Origin of the sequence: Duganella aquatilis (assembly GCF_009674565.1) — a bacterium.
In the GTDB taxonomy this organism is placed as follows: Bacteria; Pseudomonadota; Gammaproteobacteria; order Burkholderiales; family Burkholderiaceae_D; genus Rugamonas; species Rugamonas aquatilis.
The window spans coordinates 1-25056 of the sequence record NZ_WKJL01000033.1 but is presented as its reverse complement, the minus strand read 5'-3'; the positions used below and the strand labels follow the sequence as shown (position 1 = coordinate 25056).

At 65.1% G+C, this 25056-nt stretch carries 24 protein-coding genes; 22 read left to right on the top strand and 2 right to left on the bottom strand.

Annotated features, from left to right (window positions below; genetic code table 11):
- Nucleotides 1–52: 52 nt before the first annotated feature.
- Nucleotides 53–847, bottom strand: coding sequence for a DUF5695 domain-containing protein (locus GJ698_RS27210; RefSeq protein WP_154361002.1), 795 nt, complete (start codon nucleotides 845–847; stop codon nucleotides 53–55).
- A gap of 160 nt (nucleotides 848–1007) precedes the next feature.
- On the opposite strand from GJ698_RS27210, the gene rpsF reads away from it, so the two are divergent.
- The 19 genes from rpsF (at nucleotide 1008) to GJ698_RS27115 (ending at nucleotide 14270) form a co-directional block, all read left to right on the top strand.
- Nucleotides 1008–1391 (top strand): 30S ribosomal protein S6, encoded by a 384-nt coding sequence (rpsF, locus tag GJ698_RS27205; RefSeq protein ID WP_154361001.1) that lies wholly within the window; start codon nucleotides 1008–1010, stop codon nucleotides 1389–1391.
- Between the two features lie 21 nt (nucleotides 1392–1412).
- Entirely contained in the window at nucleotides 1413–1718 is a 306-nt protein-coding gene (priB, locus tag GJ698_RS27200; protein ID WP_154361000.1) for a primosomal replication protein N, read from the top strand.
- A 15-nt stretch (nucleotides 1719–1733) separates the two neighbouring features.
- Complete coding sequence (gene rpsR / locus GJ698_RS27195) at nucleotides 1734–2024, top strand: 30S ribosomal protein S18 (protein ID WP_090176193.1); 291 nt, start codon at nucleotides 1734–1736, stop codon at nucleotides 2022–2024.
- A gap of 27 nt (nucleotides 2025–2051) precedes the next feature.
- Nucleotides 2052–2504 (top strand): 50S ribosomal protein L9, encoded by a 453-nt coding sequence (gene rplI / locus GJ698_RS27190; protein WP_154360999.1) that lies wholly within the window; start codon nucleotides 2052–2054, stop codon nucleotides 2502–2504.
- A gap of 120 nt (nucleotides 2505–2624) precedes the next feature.
- The gene (locus GJ698_RS27185; RefSeq protein ID WP_154360998.1) at nucleotides 2625–4010 is read left to right on the top strand and encodes a replicative DNA helicase; all 1386 of its coding nucleotides are present in this window, start codon (nucleotides 2625–2627) and stop codon (nucleotides 4008–4010) included.
- A 57-nt stretch (nucleotides 4011–4067) separates the two neighbouring features.
- Nucleotides 4068–4694 (top strand): DUF47 domain-containing protein, encoded by a 627-nt coding sequence (locus tag GJ698_RS27180; protein ID WP_154360997.1) that lies wholly within the window; start codon nucleotides 4068–4070, stop codon nucleotides 4692–4694.
- A gap of 14 nt (nucleotides 4695–4708) precedes the next feature.
- A complete protein-coding gene (locus GJ698_RS27175) occupies nucleotides 4709–5719 on the top strand; it encodes an inorganic phosphate transporter (protein WP_154360996.1) in 1011 nt (336 codons plus the stop codon).
- A gap of 131 nt (nucleotides 5720–5850) precedes the next feature.
- Nucleotides 5851–6234, top strand: a complete 384-nt coding sequence (locus GJ698_RS27170; protein WP_229260194.1) for a hypothetical protein — start codon at nucleotides 5851–5853, stop codon at nucleotides 6232–6234.
- 95 nt (nucleotides 6235–6329) lie between these two features.
- Nucleotides 6330–6566 carry a sulfurtransferase TusA family protein gene (locus GJ698_RS27165; protein ID WP_154360994.1) on the top strand — a complete coding sequence of 79 codons (237 nt, stop codon included), beginning with the start codon at nucleotides 6330–6332 and terminating at the stop codon, nucleotides 6564–6566.
- 33 nt (nucleotides 6567–6599) lie between these two features.
- Nucleotides 6600–6965 carry a DsrE family protein gene (locus GJ698_RS27160; protein WP_154360993.1) on the top strand — a complete coding sequence of 122 codons (366 nt, stop codon included), beginning with the start codon at nucleotides 6600–6602 and terminating at the stop codon, nucleotides 6963–6965.
- 15 nt (nucleotides 6966–6980) lie between these two features.
- On the top strand, nucleotides 6981–7868 hold the full coding sequence (locus tag GJ698_RS27155) for a phosphate/phosphite/phosphonate ABC transporter substrate-binding protein (RefSeq protein WP_154360992.1): 888 nt from the start codon (nucleotides 6981–6983) through the stop codon (nucleotides 7866–7868).
- 2 nt (nucleotides 7869–7870) lie between these two features.
- Complete coding sequence (gene phnE / locus GJ698_RS27150) at nucleotides 7871–8710, top strand: phosphonate ABC transporter, permease protein PhnE (RefSeq protein WP_371865452.1); 840 nt, start codon at nucleotides 7871–7873, stop codon at nucleotides 8708–8710.
- Nucleotides 8707–9465, top strand: a complete 759-nt coding sequence (gene phnC, locus GJ698_RS27145) for a phosphonate ABC transporter ATP-binding protein (protein ID WP_154360991.1) — start codon at nucleotides 8707–8709, stop codon at nucleotides 9463–9465. Before phnE ends, phnC begins: the two co-directional genes overlap by 4 nt.
- 17 nt (nucleotides 9466–9482) lie before the next feature.
- The gene (locus GJ698_RS27140) at nucleotides 9483–11009 is read left to right on the top strand and encodes a 5-methyltetrahydropteroyltriglutamate--homocysteine methyltransferase (protein ID WP_154360990.1); all 1527 of its coding nucleotides are present in this window, start codon (nucleotides 9483–9485) and stop codon (nucleotides 11007–11009) included.
- Entirely contained in the window at nucleotides 10999–11358 is a 360-nt protein-coding gene (locus GJ698_RS27135) for a DsrE family protein (protein WP_154360989.1), read from the top strand. Before GJ698_RS27140 ends, GJ698_RS27135 begins: the two co-directional genes overlap by 11 nt.
- A 114-nt stretch (nucleotides 11359–11472) precedes the next feature.
- Nucleotides 11473–12279, top strand: a complete 807-nt coding sequence (locus tag GJ698_RS27130; protein WP_229260193.1) for a metallophosphoesterase — start codon at nucleotides 11473–11475, stop codon at nucleotides 12277–12279.
- 8 nt (nucleotides 12280–12287) lie between these two features.
- Nucleotides 12288–12746 carry a GNAT family N-acetyltransferase gene (locus tag GJ698_RS27125; protein WP_154360987.1) on the top strand — a complete coding sequence of 153 codons (459 nt, stop codon included), beginning with the start codon at nucleotides 12288–12290 and terminating at the stop codon, nucleotides 12744–12746.
- Nucleotides 12743–13651 (top strand): alpha/beta hydrolase, encoded by a 909-nt coding sequence (locus tag GJ698_RS27120; RefSeq protein ID WP_154360986.1) that lies wholly within the window; start codon nucleotides 12743–12745, stop codon nucleotides 13649–13651. The genes GJ698_RS27125 and GJ698_RS27120 overlap by 4 nt, the downstream gene beginning before the upstream one ends.
- A 70-nt stretch (nucleotides 13652–13721) precedes the next feature.
- Nucleotides 13722–14270: a hypothetical protein gene (locus GJ698_RS27115; protein ID WP_154360985.1), complete on the top strand. Its 549-nt coding sequence runs from the start codon at nucleotides 13722–13724 to the stop codon at nucleotides 14268–14270.
- On the opposite strand, the gene GJ698_RS27110 is transcribed toward GJ698_RS27115, so the two are convergent.
- Nucleotides 14262–15158, bottom strand: a complete 897-nt coding sequence (locus GJ698_RS27110; RefSeq protein WP_154360984.1) for an MBL fold metallo-hydrolase — start codon at nucleotides 15156–15158, stop codon at nucleotides 14262–14264. The two genes, GJ698_RS27115 and GJ698_RS27110, sit on opposite strands and share 9 nt — an antisense overlap.
- A gap of 221 nt (nucleotides 15159–15379) precedes the next feature.
- Here GJ698_RS27110 and GJ698_RS27105 point away from each other — a divergent pair, with 221 nt between their 5' ends.
- The 3 genes from GJ698_RS27105 to GJ698_RS27095 all read left to right on the top strand — a co-directional run.
- Nucleotides 15380–17020, top strand: coding sequence for an HD family phosphohydrolase (locus GJ698_RS27105; protein WP_154360983.1), 1641 nt, complete (start codon nucleotides 15380–15382; stop codon nucleotides 17018–17020).
- The gene (locus GJ698_RS27100; protein WP_371865451.1) at nucleotides 17001–19265 is read left to right on the top strand and encodes a CHASE2 domain-containing protein; all 2265 of its coding nucleotides are present in this window, start codon (nucleotides 17001–17003) and stop codon (nucleotides 19263–19265) included. Before GJ698_RS27105 ends, GJ698_RS27100 begins: the two co-directional genes overlap by 20 nt.
- Before the next feature lie 209 nt (nucleotides 19266–19474).
- A partial coding sequence (locus GJ698_RS27095; protein WP_154360982.1) for a two-partner secretion domain-containing protein occupies nucleotides 19475–25056 on the top strand: 5582 nt, incomplete at its 3' end.

Sequence of the window (25056 nt, the reverse complement as noted above, 5' to 3'; positions counted from 1 at the left end):
GCAAGGGAATTTATTGCTTTGAACGAAATAATGTGAAAAAAGTTGCCCTTTTTTAGCGCGTCGCCCCCTGCGGGCGGATCACAAAGCGCAAACCAATGTCGCGCCGGGCGCCCGGCTTGAGCGTGAAGCCGGCGGTGACCCAGCTGGCGTAGTCCTCGTTGGCGGCGCGCTGCTCGGCCGGCGGCTGCCAGCTGCTCAGCGGCGTGCGGCCGTCGGGCAGCACGCGCAGCGCTGGCGGCTGGCCGTTCAGGCGCGTCACCTCGACCAGGCCCTTGTCGCCGACGTGCGGCTTGACCGTGCTGGCGCTGGCCTGGGCCTCGTCCGGCGCGCGGCCGGCGATCATGTTGTCGAACACCATCGGCATCGCCGCTTCGCCCACCTCGACCGCCTGGCTGCCGCGGTTGACCAGCGTGTAGCGCAGCACCAGCGTGCCCTTGTCGTTGAGCCAGCGGCGCTCCACCGTCAGCGGCAGGCCGGCGCCCATGGTGGGGCCGAGGTCGGCGGCGGCCAGCACCCGCACCGCCGGCAGCACCCGCACCGGCTGGCGCGCCGAGTAGCTGTCGTAGTGTTGCCAGGCGCCGCCCGGCAGGCGCAGCTTGAGGCTCAGGTCGCCGATGTGGCGGTAGCCGTCGAACTGCCGTTCCGCCTCGCGCGGGCCGGGCGTGAAGTCGAAGCTGGGATCGGCCACCGGCGTCAGCCGCGCCAGCGTCTGGGTGTCGGTGCGCAGCGCGAACAGTAGTTGCGGCGTGCTGTAGGCCCGGGTCTGGATGGCGGGGTAGTCGGTGGCGAGGGCGAGGGCGGGGCCGGCGGCGGCCAGCGCCACGCTGAATGCAATGTATGGCTTCATGGGCAATCCTGTTGTAAAAGCAAGCAAGCCCTACTGTAGCACCGGCCACGCCGCGCTGGCGTTCCGCTTGAAAAGCTGATATAGTCGCGGGCTTACCTCTTCCCACACCTGTCTTGACGCCAGGGTGGGCTATTTTTTAAAGTCCTTAAGGGAGTTATACATGCGTCACTACGAAATCGTATTTATCGTCCACCCGGACCAGAGCGAGCAAGTGCCCGCGATGATCGAACGTTACAAAACCACCGTAACGACCCGCGGCGGCGCCGTGCACCGTGTTGAAGATTGGGGCCGTCGTCAAATGGCTTACTCGATCCAGAAACTGGCCAAAGCACACTACATCTGCCTGAACATCGAATGCGACAACGAGACCCTGGTCGAGCTGGAAACCGCATTCAAATTCAATGATGCCGTTCTGCGTCACCTGACCGTCAAGATGAAGAAAGCGGAAACCGCTCCTTCGCCAATGATGAAGTCGGTACAACGCGAAGATGCAGCGAAATCGCATCGCACTGAAGCCCCGGCCGCTGCTCCAGCCGCTGCTTAATTGTTCTGAGAAGGAACCGCGCTGAACCAGCTCCAGTTCATCGCCCTCATCGCCGAACGGGACGCCATGCGTTACACCCCGGCCGGCATGCCGATCGTGAATGCTGTACTCCAGCACCGGTCGCAGCAGATGGAGGCGGGCATCGCCCGATTGAGCGAGTTTGAAATTTCCGCGATTGCCGCGGGCGAGATTTCAGGCCGCTTCAGTCAGACGCCGCTGGCAGGGCTGTACCAGTTCACCGGTTTTCTCAACAAGAAAAGCCGCAATAGCAAAAGCCTGGTGTTTCACATCATTGATTTTAGTGCTGTCGCAGACAGCTCAATTTAGATACAGGAGCCTAAAATGGCATTCGGTAAAAAGTTCGACAAAAACAAGCTCAAGCTGAAAGAAAAGCGCAAGCAACAAAACCCACTGTTCAAGCGCAAGAAGTTCTGCCGCTTCACCGCCGCTGGCGTTGAGCAAGTAGACTACAAAGACGTAGACACCCTGAAAGACTTCGTCCAGGAAAACGGCAAAATCATGCCAGCACGTCTGACCGGCACCAAAGCGCACTACCAGCGTCAAGTTGACACTGCAATCAAGCGCGCTCGCTATCTGGCCCTGCTGCCGTACACCGATCTGCACAACGCTTAATCGCGGCAGAGTAACTGGAGAAGAACTATGCAAATCATTCTGTTGGAAAAAGTTGTCAATCTGGGCAACCTGGGTGAAGTCGTTAAAGTTAAAGACGGCTACGCACGTAACTTCCTGATCCCGCAAAAAATGGCCCGCCGTGCTACCACGTCGGCTATCGCGGAATTCGAAGCCAAGCGCGCTGAACTGGAAAAAGCTGCTGCCGCCAAGCTGGCCGCTGCACAAGCCCAAGGCGAAAAACTGAACGGCATGACCGTGACCGTATCGCAGAAAGCCGGCGTTGACGGCCGTCTGTTCGGCTCGGTAACCAACTTCGACATCGCTGAAGCGCTGACCAAAGCTGGCTTCGCAGTGGAAAAAGCTGCCGTGCGCCTGCCGACCGGTCCGCTGAAGACCACGGGCGAGTTCCCAGTCACCGTTTCGCTGCACACCGACGTGCTGGCGGAAGTGACCGTTGCTGTTGTGGGCGAAGCTGCCTAAGAACTGGTCGGGCGGCAACGCCCCGCTGGTTTGCAACACCCTTGAAAAAAGCCGGGCTGAGCCCCGGCTTTTTTCTCGTCATAATTTTGTAGTACGGCACAAGCAGGTATAATTCGCGCCATGAACGCCCCCTCCGATCCGCAAGTCGATTCGCTCCGCGTCCCGCCGCACTCCATCGAAGCAGAACAGTCCGTCATCGGCGGCCTGCTGCGCGATAATGCGGCGTTCGACCGTATTGCCGACATGATGCAGCCGGAAGACTTCTACCGCTACGATCACCGCATCATCTTCGAGCAGATCGTCAAGATGATCAACGGCTCCAAGCCGGCCGACGTGATCACCGTCTTCGAGAACCTGACCCAGCTGGGCAAGGCCGACGACGTCGGCGGCCTGACCTACCTGAACGCGATGGCGCAGAACACGCCGTCGGCCGCCAACATCCGCCGCTACGCCGAGATCGTGCGCGACCGCTCGGTGCTGCGCCAGCTGATCACGGTGGCCGACGACATTTCCGGTCAGGCGTTCAGCCCGCAGGGCAAGGAAACCAAGGAAATCCTCGACGAGGCCGAGTCGCGCATCTTCGCCATCGCCGAGCAGGGCGCCCGCGGCGCCGCCGGCTGGCTGGCGGTGCAGCCGCTGCTGACCCAGGTGGTCGAACGTATCGACGAGCTGTACTCGCGCGAAAACCAATCGGAAATTACCGGCGTCCCGACCGGCTTCATCGACCTCGACCGCATGACCTCGGGCCTGCAGGGCGGCGACCTGGTCATCGTGGCCGGCCGCCCGTCGATGGGCAAGACCGCGTTCTCGGTCAATATCGGTGAAAACGTCGCCATCGAAGCCGGCCTGCCGGTGGCGATCTTCTCGATGGAGATGGGCGGCGCCCAGCTGGCGATGCGTATGCTGGGTTCGGTCGGCCAGCTCGACCAGCACCGCCTGCGCACCGGCCGCCTGAACGACGAGGACTGGCCGCGCCTGACGCACGCCATCCAGAAGATGAACGACGCCCAGGTGTTCATCGACGAAACCCCGGCGCTGAACCCGATCGAGATGCGCGCCCGCGCGCGCCGCCTGGCGCGCCAGTGCGGCAAGCTCGGCCTGATCATCGTCGACTACCTGCAGCTGATGCAGGGCTCCAAGCCGGGCGACAACCGCGCCTCCGAGATCTCGGAGATTTCGCGTTCGCTGAAAGGCCTGGCCAAGGAGCTGGGCTGCCCGGTGATCGCGCTGTCGCAGCTGAACCGCTCGCTGGAGCAGCGCCCCAACAAGCGTCCCGTCATGTCCGACTTGCGCGAATCCGGCGCTATCGAGCAGGATGCGGACGTCATCATCTTCCTGTATCGCGACGAGGTCTACAATCCGGACTCGCCCGACAAGGGAACCGCTGAAATCATTATCGGTAAGCAGCGTAACGGCCCGATCGGCGCGGTGCGCCTGACCTGGATCGGCCAGTACACCAAGTTTGGCAATTACTCTGGTAGCTTGGGTATTTACCAGGGCGACTAATCTTTGCGCCGGCATACGCTGCCGGCGATCTGCAGTAGTAATAAAACGGAGAAAAATATGTTTGGACGTTTGATGCCCTCCGAGGGCAAATTCTTTGACCTGTTCAACCAGCACGCCGAGCTGTGCGTCAAGGGCGCAAAAGAGATGGTGGGCCTGATGTCCAATTTCGACGACCTGGAAAACCGCGTGCACGCGATCGAGAGCATCGAAAAACAGGCCGACAAGATCACCTACGCCACGGTCGACCTGCTGCACAAGACCTTCATCACGCCGATCGACCGCGACGACATCCACAAGCTGATCACCCGCCAGGACGACATCCTCGACCTGCTGGAAGACGCGGCCCAGACCGTGTCGCTGTACGACCTGCATTCGGTGACGCCGGAAGCCAAGCGCCTGGCCGAGCTGGTGCTGGCCTGCGCCGAGAAAGTCAAGGAAGCGGTGGCGCTGCTGCATAACATGGACAACTCGCGCCAGATCGTCGCCATCTGCGAAGAGATCGACCGCCTGGAGTCGGACGCCGACCACGTGATGCGCGCCGCCATGTCCAAGCTGTTCCGCGACGAACCGGACGTGCGCAACCTGATCAAGATGAAAGCCATCTACGAAATCCTGGAAACTGTGACCGACCGTTGCGAAGATGTGGCCAACATCATCGAAGGCATCATCGTCGAAAACGCTTAAGACAAAGACCAGACATGCATACCATCCAAATCAGTATCTACGTGCTGGGCCTGCTGATCGCCCTGGCGTTGATATTTGACTTCATGAACGGCTTCCATGACGCCGCCAACGCCATCGCGACCGTGGTCTCGACCGGCGTGCTGAAGCCGCAGACGGCGGTGGCCATGGCCGCGCTGTTCAACTTCGTGGCGATCTTCGTGGTGGGCCTGCACGTGGCCGGCACGGTGGGCAAGGGCACCATCGATCCCGGCATCGTCGACCAGTACGTCATCTTCGGCGCGCTGGTGGGCGCCATCGTGTGGAACCTGTTTACCTGGTACTACGGCATTCCGTCGTCGTCCTCGCACGCGCTGATCGGCGGCCTGGTCGGCGCCGCGGTGGCCAAGTCCGGCACCAGCGCGCTGGTCGGCGACGGCCTGTGGAGCACCGTCAAGTGGATCGTCATCTCGCCGCTGATGGGCTTTGTGTTCGGCTCCATCATCATGCTGATCGTGTCGTGGATCTTCGTGCGCTCGACGCCGCGCCGGGTCGACAAGTGGTTCCGCCGCCTGCAGCTGGTGTCTGCCGCGTCGTACAGCCTGGGCCACGGCGGCAATGATGCGCAGAAGACCATCGGCATCATCTGGATGCTGCTGATCGCGGTCGGCCAGGTGCCGGCCGGCGGCGAAGCGCCGCCGCTGTGGGTGATCGTCTGCTGCTATGGCGCGATCTCGTTCGGCACGCTGTTCGGCGGCTGGCGCATTGTCAAGACCATGGGCCAGAAGATCACCAAGCTGAAGCCGGTGGGCGGTTTCTGCGCCGAGAGTGGCGGCGCCATCACCCTGCTGATCGCCTCGCACTTCGGTGTACCGGTCTCGACCACGCACACCATCACCGGCGCGATCGTCGGCGTCGGTTCGGCGCAGAAGATGTCGGCGGTGCGCTGGGGCGTGGCCGGCAACATCGTCTGGGCCTGGGTGTTCACCATCCCCGCCTCGGCCTTCGTGGCCGCGCTGGCCTGGTGGGTCGGTCACCACATCATGTAACACCAAGGGAGCTGCGGCTCCCTTTTTTCTTCCTTCTGATCTTGCGCAAATTGAACGATCAGCCTCCTCGCCCACGAAGAAAAGAAACTTTAGGTATAGTGCCTGTTTGTCGTGTTTGGATGAACGAGAGAATGGCTATCGATTTCGCAACCCTGAAGCAGATGGCGGAGCAGTCCGCCGCTGTGACGCAATCCTGCAGCTGCAACGACGCGCAGGCATGGTCCTGGCAGCAGATGCCGCTGACGCTGGAACTGGATCAGTTCGAAGAAACCGGCACGCTGGTGGAAAATCCGTATGACGAACCGACGTTCGAGGAATACCATCCCGCCGGCACCCGGCTGCAAAGCGACGACGCCCCCATCGCGCCGCGTTACTATCCTGCCAATCTGAGCCAGGTTCTGCGCTGCGTGAAATGCAGTCGCCTCTACCTGCGCTACACCGAGGGCGGCGGCTACTTCACCGAGGTGCGCATCCGCGCCCTGCAGCCGCAGCTGCTGGTGGACGCCGCGCTGTAACGCGCTCCCTCAAAAGCTTGGGGCCGGCCGCCGGCTATTGCGTGATTGTCGTCCCGACCTTAGACTAACCAATTATCAATATTGGCAGCTAATAAATGGCCGACACTCCTCCCGCCCACGACCTCGAATGGGACGCCGGCGATCTTGCCTGCGGCGACCTGGTGCTCGAACTGCGCCGCCGCGTGCGTGCCGAACCGGGCAAGGTCTTCAAGCTGATCGCCCGCGATCCCGGCGCGCCGGCCGACCTGCCGGCCTGGTGCGGCATGACCGGCCACCAACTTATCGCCCAGGACAGCGCCGCCCAGACCTACTGGATACGCGCCAAGTCCTGATCCACCACCGCTGTACTCAACCAAGGAGCCATCATGTCCGGAAAATTCCTCGTCAACCTCACCAGCGGCCTCGATAACACCGACAAGGCCACCGTCGCGTTCGTGGTCGCCAACGCCGCCGTCGCCTCCGACAAGGAAGTGATCGTGTTCCTGTCCACCGAAGCCGTGCGCCTGTCGCAACAAGGCGTGGCCGACTCGGTCCATGAAGAAGGCTTCGCGCCGCTGAAGGAACTGATGGACAACTTCGCCGCCGCCGGCGGCCGCATGTTCGTCTGCTCGCCGTGCTTCAAGAAGCGCGCGCTGGACGAGAACGCCCTGGTGCCCGGCGCGGCCGTGGTTGGCGGCGCCAAGCTGGTCGAGTTCATGACCACCAGCGAATGCCCTAGCGTCAGCTACTAACCAACAAGGATACCCATGACCGCATCTAAACGCCGTCAACTCATCCAGGCCGGCGCGCTCGCTGCCGGCGCCGTGGCGCTGGGCGCCGCCGCCCCGGTGCTGGCGCAGACCAAGCGCAAGCTGCGCTTCGGCGTCGGCCCGCTGCTGCCGACCGCCGAGGACACCAAGAAAGCCTACAACGCCTTCTTCGCCCACCTGGCCAAGGAACTGAACGCCGATTTCGAATTGCACGCCACCACCGACTGGGCCGGCATGGCCGTCGCCATGGGGTCGGGCCAGCTCGACCTGGCGTGGATGGGCCCGTGGGGCTACATCATCGCCAACAACAGCACCGGCTGCACTGCGCTGGCCACTGTCAAGTACGACGAGAAGCCGGTGTACCACGCCATCATCATCGGCAAGCCGGACCTGAAGGTCAACAAGTTCCCTGAAGACACCAAGGGCCTGACCATCTCGTTCGCCGACGTCGGCTCCACCTCGGGCTGGCTGATTCCCAGCTGGTACGCCAAGGAAGTGTGGAAGATCGATCCGAAGAGCTACTGGAAATACAGCGAAGGCGCGACCCACGCCGCCAATGAAATGGCGGTGCAGGCGGGCCAGGCCGACATGGCCACCGACTTCGACCGCAACCGCAACGCCATGATCGAATCGGGCAAGGTCAAGCCGGACAGCAACAAGATCCTGTGGACCTCGGCGCCGCTGCCGAACGACGCCATCGCCGTGCCGAAAGGCGCCTCGCCGGCGCTGGTGGCGCAGATCCAGAAGATCCTGACCTCGATCACGGTCGAACAGGCCAAGACGCTGCTGCCGAACCATTACACCGGTTTCGTCGCCGCCACCCATGCCGACTACGCGTCGATTGAAAAAGCCGGGCTGACGCTGGGCAAACTCAAGAAGGCATAAGTGTGAGCACGCCACCAAGCGCGCGTGTCAGCGTGACAGCGGTGCAGGCCGCGCTGGCGCGCCAGCTGGCCAGCCGCGCCAGTCCGGCCCGCCGGCTGCGGCGGGCAGCGCTGGTGGTGGTGCTGATCGTGTTGTACGGCCTGTGCTGGCAACTGGCGCAGGTCGACCTGGTCAAACTGGCCGACGGCCTGCCCAAGCTGGGCCACTGGCTGGCGCAGGCCTGGCCGCCCGACCTGGCCGAGCTGCCGCTGTTCGCGCAGCGCATGGGCGAGACCATGGCGATGGCGGCGCTGGGCACCACGGCCGCCGCGCTGCTGGCGCTGCCGATGGCGGTGCTGGCCAGCCGCAACATCACGCCGTTCCCCAAACTCTACTATCCTGCGCGCTGGCTGCTGAACGCCTTGCGCGGCATCGATTCCTTTGTCTTCGCGCTGCTGTTCGTGGCGGCGGTGGGCCTGGGGCCGTTCGCCGGCGTGCTGGGCATCGCGCTGCACACCTGGGGCAGCGCCGCCAAGCTGTTTGCCGACCATATCGAGAACGCCGGCATCGGCCCGCTGGAAGCGGTGCGCACCACCGGCGCCGGGCGCGGCACGGCCATCGTCTACGCCTTGCTGCCGGACCTGCTGCCGGTGCTGCTGTCGACCACCTTGTTCTGGTGGGAGTTCAACGTGCGCGCCTCCACCGTGCTGGGCGTGGTCGGCGCCGGGGGCATCGGCCTGGAGCTGAAGAACAGCATGGACCTGCTGGACTTCTCGCGTCTGTTCACCATCATCGCGCTGATCCTGGTGGTGGTGACGCTGCTCGACCAACTGAGCGGCTGGCTGCGGAAGCGCCTGGTATGAGCGCGCCGCTGTTCGCAGTGCGCGCCGCGCGCAAGACCTATGGCGCGCTGGTGGCGCTGGACGACGCCAGCTTCCAGATCGCGCGCGGCCAGATGCTGGCAGTGCTGGGCCCCAGCGGCGCCGGCAAGAGCACGCTGTTCCGCTGCCTGGCCGGCCTGGCGCCGCTCGACGGCGGCGCCGCGCTGCTGCATGGCGGCGACGTCGCCCAGTTGCGCGGCCGCCAGCGCCGCAAGATCGCCGTGGTGTTCCAGCAGTTCAACTTGGTCAACCGCCTGAGCGCGCTGGACAACGTGCTGGCCGGACGGCTCGGCCATGTGCCGGCCTGGCGCGGCTGGCTGCGCCGTTTCGGGCCGGACGACATCCGCCTGGCGCTGGAATGCCTGGAACGGGTCGGGCTGCTGGAGCATGCCGACCAGCGCGCCGATGAGCTGTCCGGCGGCCAGCAGCAGCGCGTGGCGATCGCCCGCGCGCTGGCGCAGCAGCCTGACCTGATCATCGCCGACGAACCGGTGGCCAGCCTCGATCCGCACACCGGAGCCGGCGTGATGGCCTTGCTGTCGTCGATCTGCCACGAAGGCGAGGGCGGCATCGCCGTCATCTGCAGCCTGCACCAGCCGGAACTGGCGCGCCGCTACGCCGACCGCGTGGTCGGTCTGCGCCAGGGCCGCATCGTGCTGGACGTGGCGGCCGCCGACTGCGCCGACGCCGCGCTGGAGCAACTGTACGGCGCGGCGCCGCTGGCGCCCGCCGCGTGAATCACCGGAGAAACACCATGACCGCATCCTTCAACCACCCGCAGCAGCCCGACGTCAGCTTCGACGGTGGCGATCTCGACTGCGGCAACGGCCTGTTGCTGCTGATCCGCCGCCACATCGATCCGCTCGACCGGGGCGGTCTGCTGGAAATCCGCTCCACCGAAATCTCGGTCGACGAAGACCTGCCGGCCTGGTGCCGGATGACCGGCAACGAGCTGGTGTCCTTCATCAAGGAGGGCAGGCAGCGCAGCTTCCTGGTCTGCAAGGGCCAACTGGCCGAACGCCGCGCCGCGCCGGCCCAGCCGCCGCAGCAGCGCGGCGGCATCGAGCTGGTGGCGGTCAAGCCGCTGACGGTGTATCCGGCGCCGGCCACCGCGCCGTCGATCCGGCCCCTGTCGGTGATGGGCATCGGCAGCTGGCCGCGTCCGCGCTGGATGCTGCAGGCGGTGCACGAGCACATGGAGGGCCGGCTCGATGACGCCGCCTTCCACGCCACCGCCGACGATGCCGTCAGCCTGGCCATCAACGCCCAGCTGCGCGCCGGCGCCGATGTGGTCAGCGATGGCGAACAGCGGCGTGACAGCTATTCCAGCTTCGTCGCCTCGCGCCTGGACAATTGCCAGCTGATTCCGCTGACCGACCTGCTGCCGCTGGTGGACGATCCCGAGGAATTCGAACGCGAGCTGCGCGCGCTGGACGTGCCGGCCGGCGACGTGCGCCATCCCGCCGTATTCGGTCCGCTGGGCCGCAGCCGGGGCATCGCCGTGCATGAAGTCGACTACGCGCGGGCGCTGACCACGGCGCCGGTCAAGGTGGCGCTGCCGGGGCCTTACCTGCTGACGCGCACCATGTGGATGGAGTGCATCTCCGACCGCGCCTACGAGAACCGCGAAGACCTGGCGCGCGACATCGTGCGCGTACTGCGCGAGGAAATCGCCTGCCTGCTGGCGTCCGGCGCGGCGCTGGTGCAGCTGGACGAGCCGGTGCTGTCGGAAGTGGTGTTCAGCGGTCCGGCCAACCAGCGCAGCTTCATGTGCGGCGCGCTGGGCGCCAAGGGCGACACGCCGACCGAACTGGCGTTCGCGCGCGACCTGGTCAACGCCGTCACGCAGGGCTTCCCGCGCGAGCGCATTGCCCTGCATATGTGCCGCGGCAACTGGACCGCCGATGAAAGCAAGGCGCTGTCGGGCAACTACCAGCCGCTGGTCGACACGCTGGGCCAGATGCGGGTCGGCACGCTGTTCCTGGAACTGGCCACGCCGCGCGCCGGCGAGATGGAAATTCTGCGCTCGCTGCCGGACGACATCCGCATTGGCGTCGGCGCCTGCAACCAGAAGCACGCGCACGTGGAAACCGTGGACCACGTGGTGGCGCACGCCGAACACGCGATCCAGCTGTTCGGCGCGCAGCGCGTGCTGCTGACGCCGGATTGCGGCTTTGCCACCTTCGCCGACAATCCGCTCAATTCCAGCGCCACGGCGGAAGCCAAGCTGGCGGTGCTGGCGCAGGCCGCGCGCATCCTGCGGGAACGCCATGGCGTCTGACATCGCGGGCAAGCTGGTGGTGGTACTGGAACGCGCGGCGACGGCGCAGGAGGTGCTGTCGGCGCTGCGCTACGCCAGCACGACCGCCGCCATGGACATGGCGGTGGAAGTGCATGCGGTCGGCGCCGCGGTGGCGCTGCTGCGGCGCGGCGCCGAAGCCGATAATTCCACCTGGCATGCCGCGCTGGCGCAGTCGCTGGAACTGGGCGTGGCGTGGTTTGCCTGTCCGCAGGCGCTGGCGGCGCACGACATGACGGAAGGCGACCTGGCCGATGGCGTCACCGTGCGCGGCGCCGCGTCGCTGCTGGCGGCCGGCATGGCGCCGGGCGGCCGCTTCATGGTCTTCTGAAGCACGGGGATTCACCGGCTGCCGCCGGGATAGGCTATCATCGCGGCTCTTCAGTCGTTCCCGAGTCCCATGAATCCTCCCCGCAACAAGCGTTACTCCCGAATCCAACACGGTATGGAGGTCCTGCTGGACTGGGCCATGCTGGGCGGGCTGGTGAGCGCCTTGAGCTACCACTGCGGGTTGCACGGCCGCATGGGCGTGACGCGCTACGCGCTGACGCTGCCTGACGAGCAGCGCCTGCCGCAGCCGCTGAAGATCGCTTTTGCTTCCGATTTCCACGCCGGCCGACCCACCCATCCGGCCATCTTCGACGACCTGTTCGCCCGCATCAAGGAAGAGCAGCCGGACGTGCTGCTGCTGGGCGGCGACTACGTCACCGGCCACGCGCGCAACGCGGCGGTGCTGTGTCCCGGTCTGGCGGCCTGCCGGCCGCCGCTGGGCAAGTTCGCGGTGCTCGGCAACCACGACCTGTCCACCGACGATGGGCTGCTGATCCGCATGTTCGCCTCGGCCGGCGTGCGCACGCTGATCAACCGCGCCGTGACGCTGCCGGCGCCGTTCGACAGCGTTTCCATCTGCGGCATGGACGATCCGTGGACCGGCGCGCCCGACGCCAAGTCCACCTTCGCCGGCGCCGCCGCCACCCGCGTGCTGCTGATGCACGCGCCGGACGGCCTGCTGATGCTAGATGGCCAGCGCTACGACATCGGCTTTGCCGGCCACACCCACGGCGGCCAGATCGCCTTGCCGAACGGCACGCCGCTGGTGATGCCGCAGGGCCCGCTGTCGCGGCCGTTCTACTACGGCCGCTTCCCGGTAAGCGACAATGGCGATCTGGTGGTCAGCCGTGGCGACGGTTGCGGCGGCATTCCGGTACGCATCAACGCCGATCCGGAGCTGGTCATCTGCACTGTGCAATAATCTGCACCATGCATCCCATCCATTTGATTGAAGAAGATCCTGCTGCGCCCGAGTCGGCCCTGCTGATGGCGGAGCTGTCGACCGCGCTCGAAGCGATCACCGGCGACAGCGGCCGGGCCTCGTTCGACGTCGATGACGTGCGCGGCCCGCTGGCCTGCTTTGTCGTGGCGCGCGGCGGCGACGGCGCGGCGCTTGGCTGCGGCGCGTTCCGGCCGCTGGAGCCGGGCGTGGCGGAAATCAAGCGCATGTATGCGCGCCACGGCACCCAGGGTGTCGGCAGCGCCGTGCTGCGCTACCTGGAGGACGAGGCGCAGGCGCTGGGCTACCAGGCCATCTGGCTGGAGACGCGGCTGGTCAACCGCCGCGCGGTGGCCTTTTACGAGGCGCGCGGCTACGCGCGGATCGCCAACTACGGCAAGTACATCGGCAACCCGCTGGCCGTCTGTTTTGAAAAGCAGCTGTCATGAAGCGCTATATCGCCCTGACCTTGGCATTGATGCTGACGTCGAATCTGCCGGCGGCCGGTCCGCTGCGCGACCGCCTCGCCGCCATGCGCAGCGAGATGGAGGAGGAGGGCGCCGCGCCGTTCGCGCTGCCGGACGGCGTCAGGCTGCTGGCCGACCAGCCCTACGGCGCGCATCGCCAGCAGCGCTATGACGTCTACCTGCCGGCCAACGCCGAGCGGGCGCCGGTGATCTTCATGGTGCACGGCGGCGCCTGGCGCACGGGCGACAAGGCCAGCGCGGCGGTGGTGCAGAACAAGGTGCGGCGCTGGACCGCGCGCGGCATCATCGTGGTGTCGGTCAATTACCGCTTGCTGCCCGGCGCCAGCGTGGCGGCGCAGGCGGCCGATGTTGCCGGCGCGCTGGCGGCGGTGCAGGGCAAGGCCGCCGGCTGGGGCGGCGATCGCGGCAAGTTCGTGCTGATGGGACACTCGGCCGGCGCGCACCTGGTGGCCTTGCTGGCGTCGGCGCCGGTGCCGGCCGGCGTCACGCCCTGGCTGGGCACGGTGGCGCTGGACAGCGCGGCGATGGATGTGCCGGCGCTGATGGCGCAGCGGCATTTTCCGTTTTACGACGCCGTTTTCGGCGGCGACGCGGCCTACTGGCGCACGGTGTCGCCGCTGGCGCAGCTGACAGCGGGCGGCATGCCGCTGCTGGCCGTGTGCTCGTCGCGCCGCCAGGATTCCTGTTCGCAGGCCGAAGGCTATGCGGCGCGCGCCAACGCGCTGGGCATGCGGGTGCAGGTGCTGCCGCAAAACCTCAGCCACCGTGAAATCAATGCGACGCTGGGGCAGGCCGGGACTTACACTAGTGCTGTGGAAACTTTCCTTGCCAGCCTGGACGCTGTGTTCGCGGCGAAACTCATGTAAGTATCGTCTTACAAGGAGCCGCGCCCGGCGCTGGTTCCGGACGCGGCCGGCAGGCGTCACAATACTGCCTATGAAAATCATCGATCAACGCTATCTGGACAGCGGCAACCGCTACTCCACCCAACCATGCCTGCTCGGCATCCTGGAACTCGAACCGGTGACCGAAGCGGCAACTGAACAATTGCAACAACGCCTGTACGCCGCTCTGCCGGGCCTGCGCCGCCTGCACGGCCTGGTCGGCAAGCGAGCCGACCAAATCCCGGCCGTGGTGGAACTGGTGCAGCAGACCGCGCTGGAATTGCGCCGCCTGGCGCTGAATGAAGTGACGCTGGGCTTTGTCGGCGTGGTGCCGGGCATGCCGGGACGCTATCGCATGGTGCTGCCGTATAACGCGCAAAGCGCCGCCGCGCCGACGCTGGCCATGGCGACCCAGCTGGTCAACGCCATGCTGGCCGGCCGCTCGTTCAACGTCAAGGCCGGCCTGGCGCGTCTGCGCGCACTGGCCGACCGCCGCAGCAAGCCGCGCGGCACGCTGATGCAAACCGCCCGCACCCTGCTGGCGTCCGTCATCCCGAAACGGACTTTCGCCGCGCCATTCCTGGCGCCGCGCTTAAGCTAACTCGATCTCCATGCCCTCGTAAGCCAGGAACACCTGCAGCCCGCCCAGCAGCGGCGCGTGGCGTGCCATGACTTCGGCGAACACGGCTTCCAGCTCGTCGTCGCTGCGGGTCGGCTCGTGGTGGGTGCAGTACAGCGCCTTGGCGCCGGTGCGCAGCGCCAGCGCGAAGGCGGAATCGAAAGTGCCATGACCCCAGCCCTGCTTGGCGGGGTATTCCTCGCGCGTGTAGGAGCAATCGACGATCAGCGCATCGACGCCGCGCACGGTGGCGTCGATGGCGGCGTCGCGCTCGGCCATCCATGCCGCATAGGCCGCATGTTCCGGATGATCCGCCGGATGGATGTTGTAGTGCGGCTCATGGTCGCCGGTGAAGAACAGCGAGCGGCCGTTGCATTCGACGCGGTAGCCGAGGTCGGTAACCGGGTGGTTCATCACCACATTGCTGACGGTGGCGTCGCCCACCTCGATCGGCACATCCACTTCCAAGGTACGGTATTCGATGGTCGCGTCCATCTGCGTCTCGCTGACCGGGAAGTAGCTGTTTTGCAGCTGCACGCCCATCACGTGCTCGATGCCGTTGCCGGTCACCGGATCGGTCACGCCGTGCAGCCGCACGCGGCTGTCGCGGATGAACAGCGGCGTGAAGAAGGGCAGGCCGTGGATATGGTCCCAGTGACTGTGGGTGATGAAAATATTGGCGTGGATAGGGCGGGTTTTGTGCTGGATCAGCGACTGCGCCAGCGAGAACAGGCCGGTGCCGCCGTCGATGATGATCAGGGTGTCGTTGTCGGTACGGACTTCGATGCAGGTGGTGTTGCCGCCGTAGCGCGCAGTGCGCGGCCCGGGCGAGGGGATGGATCCACGGACCCCCCAAAATTTGAATTTCATACGCGATCCCTGGTGTGCTCTTTTTATTGCTATGTGTGTTGCCGCATTGCCTACGGCCGATGATAGCTTTTTTTTCACGGCACAGGGAAAAAGCCGCTGCAATTTTGTCTCATTCATCATTTCTCGATGTACAACAGCTTGCACTACAGCTACACTCCCACACTGCGCCTGTCAATTGTGCAAGGCTGCGTTCCGTCCCTACAGGTATCGAAAAAACAACCATGCAAGAGTTGAATCAAACGCAAATCGCCGAGCGACTGGACCAGCTGACCGAGCTGAGCGTCCAGCTGGGCAGCAGTCACGATACCGACTCGTTGCTGGAGCGCATACTCATTGTCGCCAAGAGCATGACCAATGCCGACGGCGGCACGCTGTACCGCCCGAGTGAAGACAAGCGGCAGCTGAATTTCCACATCCTCATCAACGACACGCTCAACACCCACCAGGGCGGCTCCAGCGGCCAGCCGGTGACGGCCGGCAGCGTGCCGCTGTTCAACGACAACGGCGAGAAAAACCTGTCGGCGGTGGCGGCCTATGCCGCGCACTTCGGCCTGTCGGTCAACATCGAGGATGTGTACAAGGCCGACGTGTTCAACTTCTCCGGCATGGTCAAGTTCGACCAGATGCGCAACTACCACTCGCAGTCCTTCCTGACGGTGCCGATGAGCGACCACGAAGGCGAACTGGTGGGCGTGCTGCAGCTGATCAACTCCAAGGACACCGAAACCGGCCAGATCCGCGCGTTCACCCAGACCGACCAGCGCTTCATCGAAGCCCTGGCGGCGCAGGCGGCGGTGGCGCTGACCCACCAGCGCCTGATCGCCCAGTTGGAAGAGCTGCTGGAATCGCTGGTCAACCTGATCAACATCGGCATCGATGAAAAGTCGCCGTACACCGGCCGCCATTGCCAGTTCGTGCCCGAGCTGACCATGATGCTGGCCGAGGCGGTGCACAACACGGACACCGGCCCGCTGGCCGATTTCCAGATGACCGACGCCGACCGCAAGGAACTGTGGCTGGCCGGCCTGCTGCACGACTGCGGCAAGATCACCACGCCGGTGCACGTGGTGGACAAGGCCACCAAGCTGGAAACCATTTTCGACCGCATCGCGCTGGTGGACACGCGTTTCGAAGTGCTGCTGCGCGACGCCGAAATCGCCGCCCTCAAGCGCAAGCTGGAAGCCGGCGCCGACCACTCTGCCATCGCTGCGATTGATGCCGAGCTGGCGCAGCAGCAGGCCGCGCTGCGCGACGAGCGCGACTTCATCCGCTATGCCAACGTCGGCGGCGAGGGCATGAAGCCGGAAGACCAGGAGCGCGTGCGCCAGATCGCCCAATATCGCTGGACCGGCCCGGACGGCGCCGAACAAGCCTTCCTCGACAACGACGAGCTGACCAACCTGACCATCAAGTTCGGCACCCTGACCGAGCCGGAGCGCAAGGAGATCAACAACCACATCTCGATGACCATCAAGATGCTGGAAGCGCTACCGTGGCCGAAGCACCTGAAGAACGTGCCGGAATACGCCGGCGGCCACCACGAGCGCATGGACGGCAAGGGCTATCCGCGCGGCCTGACCAAGGACCAGATGTCGGTGCAGGCGCGGGTGATGGCGATCGCCGACATCTTCGAGGCGCTGACCGCCAAGGACCGCCCGTACAAGAAGGGCAAGATGCTGTCCGAGTCGCTGCGCATCCTCGGCCATTTCTCGCTCAACGGCCACATCGACCCGGACCTGTTCGACATCTTCATCCGCAACAAGATCTATCTGGAATTCGCCCACAAGAACATGGACGAAAAACAGATCGACGCCATCGACGAATCCCAGATTCCGGGCTATCGTGCGGATCAAAACACTTAAAAAGTACGGCCTGCGCTGGGCGCTCGGCTTGCTGCTGACCGCCGTCGCCGTGTTGCAGGTGTCGGGCGCGCTGCGTATCGACGCCATCGAGCGCATGGACACCTTCTTTGCCGACCTGCGCATGCGCCTGGTCAAGCCGGAGCTGGACCCGCGCATCGTGGTGGTCGACATCGATGAAAAAAGCATTGCCGAAGTCGGTCACTTTCCCTGGAACCGCAAGATCGTCGCCCAACTGGTCACGCAGCTGACCGAGCATTACGGCGTGGCCTCGGCCGGCTTCGACGTGGTGTTTGCCGAAGCCGACAACACCTCGGGTTACGACGTGCTGGAACAGCTGGCGCAGCGCGAGATGAAGGACGTCGGCGGCTTCGGCGCCCGCGTCGCCGGCATGAAGGAAGCGCTCGACTACGACGGCCTGCTGGTCAAGGCGCTGGAAGACCAGCCGGTGGTGCTGGGCTATAACGTGGCCGAGGACCAGCGCAAGGGCAAGCTGCCCGATCCCTTTTTCAATACCGACACGCTGAACGGCCGCGAGCTGCCGGCCATTACCTACAACGGCTACCTGGCCAACCTCGACCGCCTGCAGGAGGCGGCGGCCACCGGCGGCATCTTCACCGCCTTGCCCGATCCGGACGGCATCCTGCGCCACACGGCGCTGCTGATGCGGATCGGCGACGGCTTCTATCCGACGCTGTCGCTGGCGACGGCGGCGGTGGCCTTGCAGGCGCGCGCCATCACGCCGCTGTGGGAAACCAATGTGGCCGAGCTGTCGGCGCGCCAGCGCGCCAACGGCGGCCTGGATACGCTGCTGATGTTCGTCGGCCAGAAGAAAGCGCCGATGCGCATACCGGTCGGCGAAAACCTGTCCAACCTGATCGAATTCCGTGGCGTCGGCGGGCCGAAAGGCGGCGCCTTCCCGTATGTGTCGGCGGCCGACGTGCTGGCCGGCCGCGTCAGGAAAGAGGTGCTGGCCGACCGCATCGTGCTGATCGGCACCACTGCGCCGGGCCTGCTGGACTTGCGCGCCACGCCGGTCAACAGCGCCTATCCCGGTGTGGAAGTGCACGCCAACATGATCAAGTCCATCCTCGACGGCCGCTTCAAGGTGCGGCCGGATTATGCCGACGGCGTCGAGGTGCTGCAGGTCGGCGTGGTCGGCGTGGTGCTGGCGCTGGCGCTGGGCGTGATGGCGCCGCTGCCGTCGATCCTGCTGGCGGCGGCGATGGCGGGCGCCGTGTTCGGCTTCAACTACTGGACCTATACCGAGATGGACTGGGTGCTGAAGATGGCGATGACGCTGGTGCTGATCGCCGCCGTGTTCGTGCTGAACGTGGCCTGGGGCTACTTCTTCGAAGTGCGCCGCAACCGCGGGCTGGTGTCGCGCTTCGGCGAGTATGTGGCGCCGGAACTGGTGGCGCAGATGGCCGAGAATCCGGAGCAGTACAACATGGACGGCGAGAGCCGCGAACTGACCGTGATGTTCGTCGACGTGCGCGGCTTCACCACCATCTCGGAAGGGCTGACGCCGAAGCAGCTGCGCGAATACATCAACCTGTACCTGACCGCCATGTCGGAAGACATCCGCAGCGCGCATCAGGGCACGCTGGACAAATACATCGGCGACGCCGTGATGGCGTTCTGGGGCGCGCCGGTGCACTTCAGCGACCACGCCCGCCGTGGCGTCGCCACCTCGCTGCTGATGCAGGCCAGCGCGCGCCGCCTCAACGAGGACTTCATCGCGCGCGGCTGGCCGGAACTGAAGATCGGCATCGGCCTCAACTCCGGCCTGATGCACGTGGGCGACATGGGTTCCAACATCCGCCGCGCCTATACGGTGATGGGCGACGCCGTCAACCTTGGTTCGCGGCTGGAGGGCATCACCAAGGTCTACGGCGTCGGCATCGCGGTGGGCGAGGTGACGCGTGCGGCGGCGCCGGAATTTGCTTACCGCGAGCTGGACCTGGTGCGCGTCAAGGGCAAGAACGAGCCGGTGGCCATCTTCGAGCCGGTGGCGCTGGTGCAGGATGTCGACGCCGCCACGCTGCACGAACTGGAGCGCTGGCATGCGGCGCTGGCCGCCGTCCGCGCCCAGCGCTGGGACGAGGCGGAAAGCCTGCTGGCCGAACTGCAAACCTTGTCGCCGCAGCGCGGCCTGTACACGCTGTACGTCGAACGCATCGCCTATTACCGCGCCCATCCGCCGGGCGAAAACTGGGACGGTGTTACCACCTTTGAGACAAAATAATTCTAAAAAAATAACAAGCAGCGGATTTTCGTGGCGAACTGAACAAACACGGATTAAACTTCATTCATTAGTTTCCTGACGGCTATACTTCAGCCTCCCCGCACCCAGGCCCTGTGCTTCTTACACATAAAAAACGTAGTGTTCGCCGTCCGTGACGTCTCGCAGGCGCCGGCGGTCAATAGAATCCGTCTCAGCCAGAGGATGTTGTTATGAAAGCCAATCGCCCTCACAATTTGCGTCGTAAAGCCCTCGCCGTACTGGTGGCGGCCTGTTATGGCAGCGCCTTCGCGGCGCCGGTGAACCCTGTGGTGGTGGCGGGACAGGCCACCTTCAATCAGCAGGGCAAGACCTACACGATCACCAATACGCCCAACGCCATCATCAACTGGCAGGGCTTTTCGATCGGCGCGGACGAGATCACGCGCTTCGTGCAGCAGAGCAGCGACAGCAGGGTGCTGAACCGCATCACCGGACAGGACCCGACGCAGATCCTCGGCTCGCTGCAATCGAACGGCAAGGTGTTCCTGATTAATCCGAACGGCATCGTGTTCGGCGCCGGTGCGCGCGTGGACGTCAACGGCCTGGTGGCGTCCAGCCTGAATATTTCCAATGCCGACTTCCTGGCCGGCAAAAACAACTTCGATGGCGCCGCCAGCGCGGGCAAGGTCAGCAACCAGGGCACGATCACGACGCCGTCCGGCGGGCAGATTTTCCTGATCGCGCCGGCGGTGGAAAACAGCGGCATCATCTCGTCGCCGAACGGCGACGTGGTGCTGGCGGCCGGCCACAGCGTGCAGCTGTTCGACTCGAAGGATCCGAACGTGCAGGTGGTGGTGTCGTCGCCGGCGGATCAGGCGCTGAACCTGGGCAGCATTGTCGCTGCCGGCGGACGCGTGGGCGTGTATGGCGCGCTGGTCAATCAGCGTGGCGTCATCAATGCCAACAGCGCGGTGCGCGGCGAGAACGGCAAGATCGTGCTGAAGTCGAGCGGCACCACGCTGGTGGAGGCGGGCAGCGTGACCAGCGCCAGCGGCAGCAATCTGAATACGGGCGGCGACATCCTGCTGCTCGGCCAGCAGGTGGGCGTGACCGGCAACGCGGTGGTGGACGCCAGCGGCGCGGCCGGCGGCGGCACGGTGCTGGTCGGCGGCGACTACCAGGGCAGGAACGCGGCGGTGATGAACGCCCAGCAGGCCTACGTGGGCAAGGATGCGGTGCTGCGCGCCGACGCCACGGACAGCGGCAACGGCGGCAAGGTGGTGGTGTGGAGCGACCAGGCTACCCAGATGTTCGGCGCGATCTCCGCGCGCGGCGGCGCCAGCGGCGGCAATGGCGGACAGGTCGAAACCTCCGGCCATTATCTGAACATGCAGGGTACGGTCGACACGCGCGCGCCGAAGGGCGCCAGCGGTTCGCTGTTGCTGGACCCGAGCGATGTCTATATCGCGCTCGACCTCTCCACCGCAACAAGTAACGGCATGCTGAACAGCGGCAGCCTGTCGCTGAACGGCAACCTGTTCCTGGACACCGGCGCGGTCAAGGATTCGCTGCTGCTGACCAGCGTGCTGCAAACGGCGCTGCTGACCACCGATGTCACCGTCAGCACCGCCAACGCCAGCGGCACCGGTAGCGGCGCCATCAATGTACTCAGCCCGCTGCTGTGGGTCACCAACCGCAACCTGAACTTGCAAGCAGACGGCAACATCCAGCTCAAGTCCGCGATCTCCGGTCTGAATGGCGCGCTGAACATGACGGCTGGCGGCGCCATCGCGCAAACCACCAGTCCGATCGACGCGCTGACGGTCAGCAGCGTCAGCGCCATCGCGGCCGGCAATATTACGCTGAACAATAACAGCAACACCATCGGCGGCGTGGCCACGCTGGTCAGCAATGGCGGCAACGCCAGCCTGACGGCGGTCAACGTCAACCTCGGCGCCAGCTCGGCGGCCGGCACGCTGACCGCCAACGCGTATAACGGCGATCTGGTCGTCAACGGCAATATCAGCGGCGCCGGCGGTGTGGTGCTGTCGTCCAACAAGGCGGGCGGCGCGGTGACCATCAACCAGGCGGTAAGTTCGTCCGGCGGGAATATCTCGGTGGTGGCGGACAAGATGACGCTGAACGGCGCCATCAGCGCCAGCACCCAGCATTCGGTACAAATGCAGCCGAACCAGGACTCCGTCAACATCGTCATCGGCAGCAGCGCGGCCGACGGCAGCGGCGTGCTGGGCTTGAGTGAAACGGAATTGCAGCACATCAGCCTGGCGCCGAACGCCTTGCTGTCCATCGGCACCTCGTTCAATAACAGCGCCGCCACCGGCACGCTGACCGTGGACGGCAGCCTCGATCTGCATAGTTCGCTGTCCGGCGGCGGGCTGCTGCTGCAAACCCAGTCCGGCGCGCTCAACATCAATAGCGGTGCGGCGCTGACCGTGCCGGGCGTCATCAGCTTGCAGACGCTGACCAGCGGCGATCATCGCGTGACCAATGCCGGTACGGTCAGTTCTAACTCTGGCATCAATATCTTCGCAGGCACGATGACGCTGGCCGGCGGTGCGCTGAGCGCGCCTTCGGTCAGCCTGGAAAGCGTCAACCAGATCAACCTCGGCGCGACCGGCAATCCGGCCAATACGCTGGCCTTGACCAACGCCGACCTGGCCAGCGCCGGCAGCGCATCCAATCTGTACGTGTCGGTCAACAGCGGCAACCCGACGGGCGACATCGTCGTCAGCGCGCCGATTTCGGTAGCGCCCAATCTCAACCTGACGGCGCAACGCAATATCGCGCTGCAATCGTCGCTGAACAGCGGTGGCCTGCGCCTGAGCACGCCCGGCAGCATCAGCGCCACCGGCGACGTCGCGGTGAGCGGCGTGTTTGAACTGGCGAACGGCAGCTGGAGCCAGAACAGCGGCACGCTGCCGGCGTTCAGCGCCACCGATTTCCGCCTGACCGGCGGCAGCTTCCTGCGCGTGCAGGGCGGCGACGGCAGCCTGTCGCTGCCATACCAGCTGGCCGATATCTACGGCCTGCAAGGCGCGGCGACGCTGCTGACATCCAAGTCCTACCTGCTGAACGGCGATATCGACGCCAGCGGCACCAACGGCTGGAACGGCGGCGCGGGCTTCAGGCCGATCGCCACGTCCGGCGGCTACACCGGCGTGTTCGACGGTGCCGGAAATGCCATCTCCGGGTTGAAGATCAGCCGTTCCGGCGACAACAACGTCGGCCTGTTCTCGCAAGTGGATACCGGCACCATCCGCGATCTGACGCTTAGCGGCGTCAACGTTACCGGCGCCAGCAATGTCGGCGCGCTGGCCGGCTACGTGTCGCAAGGCGTGGGCTCCATCAGCAACGTCAATGTCAGCGGCCTGGTCAAGGGCATCGGCAACACCGGCGGCTTGATCGGCAACAATGGCGGCCTGATTACCGGTTCCAGCAGCAGCGGCAGCGTGAACGGACTGAGCAGTGCCAACGGCGCGTCCAATATTGGCGGGCTGGTGGGCCGCAATACCAACCAGGTGGCCGACTCGTGGTCGAGCGCCGATGTCGTCAGCCTTGGCCAGGGCTATACCGGCGGACTGGTGGGCAGCAATACCGGCAGCGGCCAGGTGTTGCGCTCGTTCGCCAGCGGCTCGGTCAACAGCTCCGGCGAAATCATTGGCGGCCTGGTGGGCGACAACAACAACTACGCCAGCGTCAGCCTGTCGTATGCCACCGGCAGCGTCGTCGGCGGCCGCAATGTCGGCGGACTGGCGGGACGGAATACGGACTCCGCCTCCATCAGCAATGCCTATGCGACCGGCGACGTCAGCGGCAATTTCAACGACTACAGCGTCAACCATCAGAATATAGGTGGCCTGATCGGCGATCTGTTTGGTGGCAGCGTCAGCAATGTCTACAGCACCGGCGTGGTCAACCGCTCCGGCTTCTACAGCGGCGTGTATGGCGCGGTGGGTTCGCAGGAAGGCGGCTCGCTGACCCATGGCTACTTCAACCTCGACACGGCCAGCACCAGCAGCGACTCGGCCGGCGCCGTTGGCCTCACCTCGGACCAGATGAAGCTCGGCAGCAGCTATGCCGGCTTCGACATGGAATCGACCTGGCGCATTTACGATGGCCACACCACGCCGTTGCTGAAGCATTTCCTGACGCCGTACCAGGTGACCGTGACCGGCGGCGACAGCGTCAACAAAACCTATGACGGTCTATCCGCCGCGTTCGGTGGCACGGCCGGCACGCTGCCGGCCGGCATCAACGGCAGCGTGGGCTTCGATGGCGCCGTCAACGTCGGCACCTATGGCGTGGGCGGCCTGTGGTCCACGGTTTACGATATCAGCTACACCGGCGCGACCTCGGCGCAGCTGATCATCAATCCACGCCCGGTGACGGCCACCGTCAGCGCCAGCAAGGTCTACGACGGCAATACCTTCCTGGAAGGGCAGGCCAGCTACACCTTCAGCGGCCTGGTCGGTACGGACACGCTGGGTGCGCATGGACAGGTCCAATTCGATAACAAGAACGTCGGCAGCAACAAAACGCTCACGGTCACCGACGCGGTCCTGACCAACAACGACTACGGCAATTACGTGTTGAGCGGCGTCACGGGCAGCGGCACCATCACGGCGGCGCCGCTGGCCACCTGGACCGGCACCGGTCCCGGCCTGTGGAGTGCGAGCAGCAACTGGCTGAATGGCATCGTCCCCGAGGGCGCCAATGTGCTGGCGGCCGCGCTGGGCAGCAGCGCCGGCCTGATCACCTATGATGGCACGGCCGGCAACACCACGCTGATGACGTTGACCTCGACGGGCGCGCCCTTGACGCTGACCGGCGGCAAGCTGACGCTGACCGGCAGCGGCGACGCGCTCTCCAGCTTTGCCGGCACGCTGACGCAAAACGGCGGCGGCCTGGATGTGGTGGGCCACTTGCGCGCCGAGACGCTGGTATTGACCAGCGGCGTGTTGAAAGGCATCGGCAGCTACAGCCAGCTGGAAACCAACAACCTGACCCAGACCGGCGGCGTGATCGACAGCGCCGGTGCGGTCAGTATCGGCAGCAGCGGCAATATCACGCTCGGCAATATCCATGCGCACAGCCTGTTGCTGAACACGGGGCTGACCGGTTCCATCACGCAGAACAGCGGCACCCAGCTGGTGGCCGATACGGTGAATGCGAACGCCCACGGCGACATCACGCTCACCAACAGCAACCAGGTTGGCGCGTTTTCCGCCGGTGCTTCCGACTCGGGCAATATCGCGCTGACCAACACGGTCCTCAGCGGCGAGCTGGAACTGGGGGCATTGACTGCGTCGGGCAATATCATCATCGACAATCACGGCGGCATCCATACCGCCGGCACGATTGCGAGCGGCGGGCTGGTGTCGATCACCGCGCACAGTCCTGTGACCATCAACGATACGATCAGCGGCGTCGATATCCAGCTGGCCGCCAGCACGGACATCACGCTGAACGGCAGCTCGCAGCTGCTTTCCGGCCACTCGATCGGCTTGACCGCCGGCAGCAATATTGTGCTGGGCGGGCTGTTGACGGTGCCGTCGGGCGGCAGCATCAGCGCCGTGGCCACCAGCGGCAATATTTCCACCAGCAACGGCACGGTGATCAACAGCGCCGGGTCGCCGGTGTCGCTGTCGGCGCCGAACGGTACGGTGAATACGCAAGGCGGTACGTTCGGCGGGGGCACGGTACCGGTGATTAATCAAAGCCCGGCGGCCGCTGCGGCTGCGGCCGCCGCCGCAGCAGCCCAGGCCGCCGCCGATGCGGCCGCCAAGGCGGC